Origin of the sequence: Rhodococcus sp. YH1, from assembly GCF_009939605.1 — a bacterium.
Lineage (GTDB): Bacteria > Actinomycetota > Actinomycetes > Mycobacteriales > Mycobacteriaceae > Rhodococcus > Rhodococcus aetherivorans.
Window position 1 is genome coordinate 1 of sequence record NZ_WVTE01000138.1, and the last position, 5,391, is coordinate 5,391.

General features: G+C 74.3%; 5 protein-coding genes and 1 pseudogene. 4 read left to right on the forward strand and 2 right to left on the reverse strand.

Going from position 1 to position 5,391, the window contains the following annotated elements:
- Nucleotides 1-7: 7 nt before the first annotated feature.
- Complete coding sequence (locus AIIKEEIJ_RS12135; protein WP_161995743.1) at nt 8-595, reverse strand: flavin reductase; 588 nt, start codon at nt 593-595, stop codon at nt 8-10.
- A 105-nt stretch (nt 596-700) separates the two neighbouring features.
- On the opposite strand from AIIKEEIJ_RS12135, the gene menD reads away from it, so the two are divergent.
- The 4 genes from menD (at nt 701) to AIIKEEIJ_RS12155 (ending at nt 4,674) form a co-directional block, all read left to right on the forward strand.
- Nucleotides 701-2,320 (forward strand): 2-succinyl-5-enolpyruvyl-6-hydroxy-3-cyclohexene-1-carboxylic-acid synthase, encoded by a 1,620-nt coding sequence (menD, locus tag AIIKEEIJ_RS12140; RefSeq protein WP_161995744.1) that lies wholly within the window; start codon nt 701-703, stop codon nt 2,318-2,320.
- A 7-nt stretch (nt 2,321-2,327) separates the two neighbouring features.
- Nucleotides 2,328-2,741, forward strand: coding sequence for a DUF3592 domain-containing protein (locus AIIKEEIJ_RS12145; protein ID WP_043802286.1), 414 nt, complete (start codon nt 2,328-2,330; stop codon nt 2,739-2,741).
- Between the two features lie 75 nt (nt 2,742-2,816).
- Nucleotides 2,817-3,959, forward strand: coding sequence for a glycosyltransferase (locus tag AIIKEEIJ_RS12150; RefSeq protein WP_161995745.1), 1,143 nt, complete (start codon nt 2,817-2,819; stop codon nt 3,957-3,959).
- 16 nt (nt 3,960-3,975) lie between these two features.
- Complete coding sequence (locus AIIKEEIJ_RS12155) at nt 3,976-4,674, forward strand: demethylmenaquinone methyltransferase (protein WP_006940858.1); 699 nt, start codon at nt 3,976-3,978, stop codon at nt 4,672-4,674.
- A gap of 22 nt (nt 4,675-4,696) precedes the next feature.
- Here the strand turns inward: AIIKEEIJ_RS12155 and AIIKEEIJ_RS12160 are convergent.
- Nucleotides 4,697-5,391: pseudogene (locus AIIKEEIJ_RS12160) on the reverse strand (FAD-linked oxidoreductase); the annotation flags it as partial.

The following is a 5,391-nucleotide window of genomic DNA, read 5'->3' on the forward strand; positions in this document are numbered from 1 at the left end:
TAACCTATCATTCGGGGCGGTCGAGGTGGCGCACCGCGGGGGTGAGGCCCCATTCGTTGCGACCCAGCCGGCTCGCCGGCGCCAGGGCCGCGAAGTCCGGCATCCCGTCCTCGGCCAGCACGTCGGTCCGGACCGACACGGCCACCACGTCGCCCATCACCACGAAGCAGTCCCCGACTTCGATCACCCGGTGCAGGGTGCACTCGATCGCCGCCGGCGCGTCCGCGACCCGGGGCGGATGGACCCGTTCGCTGCGCTCGGGCCGCAAGCCCACCGCCGCGAACTCGTCCACGTCGTGCGCGAAGCCCGCCGACGTCGCGTTGACCCGTTCCATCAGCGGCACGGTTGCGACGTTGATCACGAACTCGCCGGTCTCCTCGATGTTGCGGAGGCTGTCCTTGCGCCCGACCGAGGTGAACTGCACCACCGGCGGCGTGACCGCGGCGACGGTGAAGAAGCTGTACGGCGCGACGTTGGGCACTCCGTCCGCCGACACGGTGGACACCCATGCGATCGGCCGCGGCACGATCGTGGCGGTCATCAGTCGGTAGAAGCGGCCGGTGCCCAGCTCGGTGGGATCGAAGACGGTGCGCATCGCCCCATTCTTGCTGTGACCCTCGTCCCGCACCGCCCGGGGCATCGGGGGCGTACCGCCCGGGGCATCGGGGGCGTACCGCCCGGCCGCACTACTCTGGGTGCCGTGAACCCGTCCACCGCCCAGGCGACCGCCGTCGTCGACGAACTCGCCCGAGGCGGCGTCCGCGACGTCGTGCTGTGCCCCGGCTCGCGCAACGCGCCGCTGGCCTTCGCGCTGCAGGCCGCCGACAATGCGGGCCGGCTGCGGCTGCACATGCGCATCGACGAACGCACCGCCGGCTTCCTCGCGATCGGGCTGTCCGTCGCCTCCGGCCGGCCGGTGCCCGTCGTGATGACCTCCGGCACCGCCGTCGCCAACCTCGCGCCGGCCGTGCTCGAGGCCAACTACGCTCGGGTGCCGCTCGTGGTGCTCAGCGCCAACCGCCCCTACGAGCTCCTCGGCACCGGCGCCAACCAGACCGTCGAACAGCTCGGGATGTTCGGCACCCAGGTCCGCGCCACCATCAGCCTCGGCCTGGCCGAAGGGATCGAGCAGAACAGCGAGTGGCGCTCCGCGGTCAGCCGCGTCCTCGCCGCCGCCCGCGGCACCCGCTCCGGCAACGCCGGGCCCGTCCACTTCGACATCCCGCTGCGCGAGCCGCTCGTCCCGGACGTCCACCCCCAGGGCCCGGTCCCCGAGGGCCGCCCCGACGGCAGCGCCTGGACCACCACCGTGCACGCCACCCTCGACGTGCCGATGGAGCTCGACATCACCGCCGACACCGTGGTGATCTCCGGCCACGGCTCCGCCTACCGGCCCGAGCTGTCGGAACTGCCCACCGTGGCCGAACCCACCGCGCCGCTCCACGGTGTCCCCCTGCACCCGATGGCGCTGCCGCAGCTGAAGCCGCGGCAGGCGATCATCACCGGCCGGCCCACCCTGCACCGGCCGGTGTCCAAGCTGCTCGCCGACCCGGCGGTGGCCGTGTACGCGCTCACCACCGGACCCCGCTGGCCCGACGTGTCCGGCAACGTCCTCGCCACCGGCACGCGCGCCGTCGTCACCGGCAGTCCCGACCCGGCCTGGCTGGACCGCTGCCGGAACCTGTCCGCCCACACCGACAAGGCGGTGCGCGCCCAGCTCGACGCCCACCCGAAGCCGACCGGACTGCACGTCGCGGCGGCGGTCACCGACGCGCTGCGCGACGGGGATCAGCTGCTGCTCGGCGCCTCCAACCCGGTGCGCGACGCGGCGCTGGTGAGCTACCCCCGCGACGGGGTGAAGGTGCTCTCCAACCGCGGCGTCGCCGGCATCGACGGCACCGTGTCGACCGCCGTCGGCGCCGCCCTGGCCTACCAGCAGGGCCGCACCGTCGCCCTGATGGGCGACCTGACGTTTCTGCACGACGCGTCCGGCCTGCTGATCGGCACCGCCGAACCGCGCCCGCAGAACCTGACCGTCGTCGTCGCCAACGACGACGGCGGCGGCATCTTCGAGCTGCTCGAGCAGGGCGACCCGCAGTACGCCGGCGTGTTCGAGCGCGTGTTCGGCACTCCGCACGGCATGGATCTCGCCGCGCTGTGCGCCGCCTACCGGGTGCCGCACGAGCGGGTGGCCCTGTCCGCGCTGACGGCCGCGCTGGCCGACCGGACCGCGCCCACCGGCGGCATCCGGGTGCTCGAGGTGATCACCGACCGCTCCGGCCTGCGGGAACTGCACGCGGCCGTGCGTGCCCAGCTGTGACGGACGCATGAGCGGGATCGACAAGGCACGTCGTGCGGTACTCGCCGTCGCCGTCGGCATCTCGGTGCTCACCGCGATCCTGGTGCTCGGCGCGTGGCGCAACGATCACCTCATCGGCTCCGACATGGGCACCGCCACTGCCGAGGTGCTCTCCGCGGGCTCGCTGCGCTCGGCGATCAGCTTCGTCACCCCCGACGGCGTCACCCACAACCCCGAACTCGGCGTGCTGTACCCCACGGGTCTGACCGCGGGCCAGCGGATCGCCGTCGAATACTCCCGCGCCGACCCGGACCTCGTGCGGGTCACCGGCCGTGACGTGCGCGTCGCACTCGTACCCGCGGCCTCGGTGATCGTGGTGACCTGGCTGATCGCGACCCCCGTGCTGACCTACCTCCGCCGGCGCAGCGCCGCCGCGGCCTAGAAGATTCGCCGGAACTTCGCCCGGCGGACACCTCGGCCACTTCCCACCGACCGGCCGCGCCGCGATGCTGGACCGGTGCGAGTAGCCATCGTCGCGGAATCCTTCCTCCCGAACGTCAACGGCGTCACCAACTCGGTGTTGCGCGTGCTCGAGCACCTCGACCGCCACGGCCACGAGGCCCTGGTCGTCGCTCCCGACACCGTCGCCGGACAGCCCCCGGCCCCCACCCAGCACGACGGGATCCCGGTGCACCGCGTGCCGGCGGTGCACGTCCCGAGGGTCAGCTCCCTGCCCGTGGGCCTGCCGCAGCCGGCGCTCACCGGCATCCTGCGCGGCTTCGCCCCCAACGTCGTGCACCTGGCGTCGCCGTTCCTGCTCGGCGCCGGCGGCCTCGGCGCCGCTCGCCGGCTCGACCTGCCCACCGTCGCGGTCTACCAGACCGACGTCGCCGGATTCGCGTCCAGCTACGGGCTCGGGCTCGCGGCCCGCGCCGCCTGGCAGTGGACGCGCCGAATCCACCGCGCGTGCGACCGCACCCTCGCACCCTCGACGGCGGCCGCCGCGGACCTCGCCGCACACGGCGTCCCGCGGGTACACCGCTGGGCGCGGGGCGTCGACACCGCGCGTTTCACCCCGGCCCGGCGCAGCGCCGCCCTGCGCCGGACATGGTCGCCCGACGGCCGGCTCGTGGTGGGCTTCGTGGGGCGGCTCGCCCCGGAGAAGCACGTCGAACGACTCGCGGGCCTGGCAGCCGACCCCCGCTACCGGCTCGTCGTCGTCGGCGACGGCCCCGAGCGCGCCCGTCTCGAACCGCTCCTGCCCGGGGCGGTGTTCACCGGTCACCTCGGCGGCGACGCGCTGGCCGACGCCTACGCGAGCCTCGACGTGTTCGTCCACCCGGGCGAGCACGAGACGTTCTGCCAGGCCGTGCAGGAGGCGCTCGCCAGCGGCGTCCCGGTGATCGCACCCGACGCGGGCGGCCCGCGCGATCTCGTCGCCCACTGCCGCAACGGGTACCGGCTGCCGGTCGACGGGTTCGCCGAGCTGCTGCCGGGCGCGGTGGGCGCGCTCGCCGATCCGATGCTGCGGGACCGGTTCGGCGCGGCCGCGCGACGCAGCGTCCTCGGCCGCACCTGGCCCGCGGTGTGCCACGAACTGCTCGGGCACTACGAACAGGTCTGCTCGGTCCGGCCGGGCACGCTGCGGCGCAGCGCGTAGCGGTAACGTTTCGACCGTGGCAACTACTCACGGGTCGCGGGCCTCGCTCGCGAAGGATCCGCGCGAGGTCGCGTCGATGTTCGACGGCGTCGCCCAGCGATACGACATCACCAACACCGTGCTGTCCTTCGGGCAGGACCGCAGCTGGCGGCGCGCCACCCGGGCGGCACTGGACCTGCAGCCGGGGGAGCGGGTCCTCGACCTCGCCGCCGGCACCGGGGTGTCGACGGTGGAGCTCGGCCGGTCCGGCGCCTGGGTGGTGGCCACCGACTTCTCCAAGGGCATGCTGCAGGCGGGCGCGTTCCGGCAGGTGCCGATGGTCGCGGGCGACGCGATGCGCCTGCCCTTCGCCGACGCGGTGTTCGACGCCGCCACGATCTCGTTCGGCCTGCGCAACGTCTCCGACTTCGACGCCGGCCTGCGGGAGATCGCGCGGGTGACCAAGCCCGGAGGCCGCCTCGTGGTGTGCGAGTTCGCCACGCCCGTCTCGGCCCCGCTGCGCGTGCTCTATCTCGAGTACCTGATGCGGGCACTGCCGCGGGTCGCGCGGACCGTCAGCAGCAACCCCGACGCCTACGTCTACCTCGCCGAGTCGATCCGCGCGTGGCCCACGCAGGCCGAGCTCGCCGAGCGGATCCAGACCGCCGGCTGGCGGTCGGTGCAATGGCGCAACCTCACCGGCGGGATCGTGGCCCTGCACCGGGCGGTGCGCTGACCGCACCGTTCGGCCGGCGGGGTCAGGCGAAGAGCGGCCGGCGGTCCCACCGCAGCGACGCGCCGCCCCCGGCCCGCCACGCGCGCGCGACGAGATCCTCGTCGCGCTCGGTGACCAGGTTGCCCATGACCCGGACGGCCACCGTCATCAGCGCCGTCGAGCCCATCCCGACGGGCCCGGTGGCCGGCAGGAACCGCGGCAGCGTCAGCAGGCCGGCCAGCCGCCGGGCCGCGGAGAACGCCCGGCCGTAGCGTTCGCGCAGCAGAGCCGGCCACAGCTGCGTGAGGTCGTCCGCGCCGAGGACGCCGGCGACGAGCCGCCCACCCTCGAGGCCGTAATCGATGCCCTCGCCGTTGAGCGGGTTCACGCACGCCGCGGCATCACCGATCAGGGCCCAGTTCCGGCCCGCCACCCCGGACACCGCACCGCCCATCGGCAGCAGCGCCGACGCCACGCGGGTGGTCTCGCCGAGGCCCCACTCGCCGCGGCGCCGCGACGCGTACAGCTCGATCAGCGGCCGCAGCGATCCGGCGGCCGGTCGCTTCGCGGTCGCGAGGGTGCCCACGCCGATGTTGACCTCGCCGGTCCCCAGGGGGAACACCCAGCCGTAGCCCGGGTGCAGCGCGCCTGCGTCGTCGCGTAACTCCAGGTGCGACGTGATCCACGGGTCGTCGCTGCGGGGGGAGGTGGCGTAGGCGCGGGCCGCGACCCCGTACG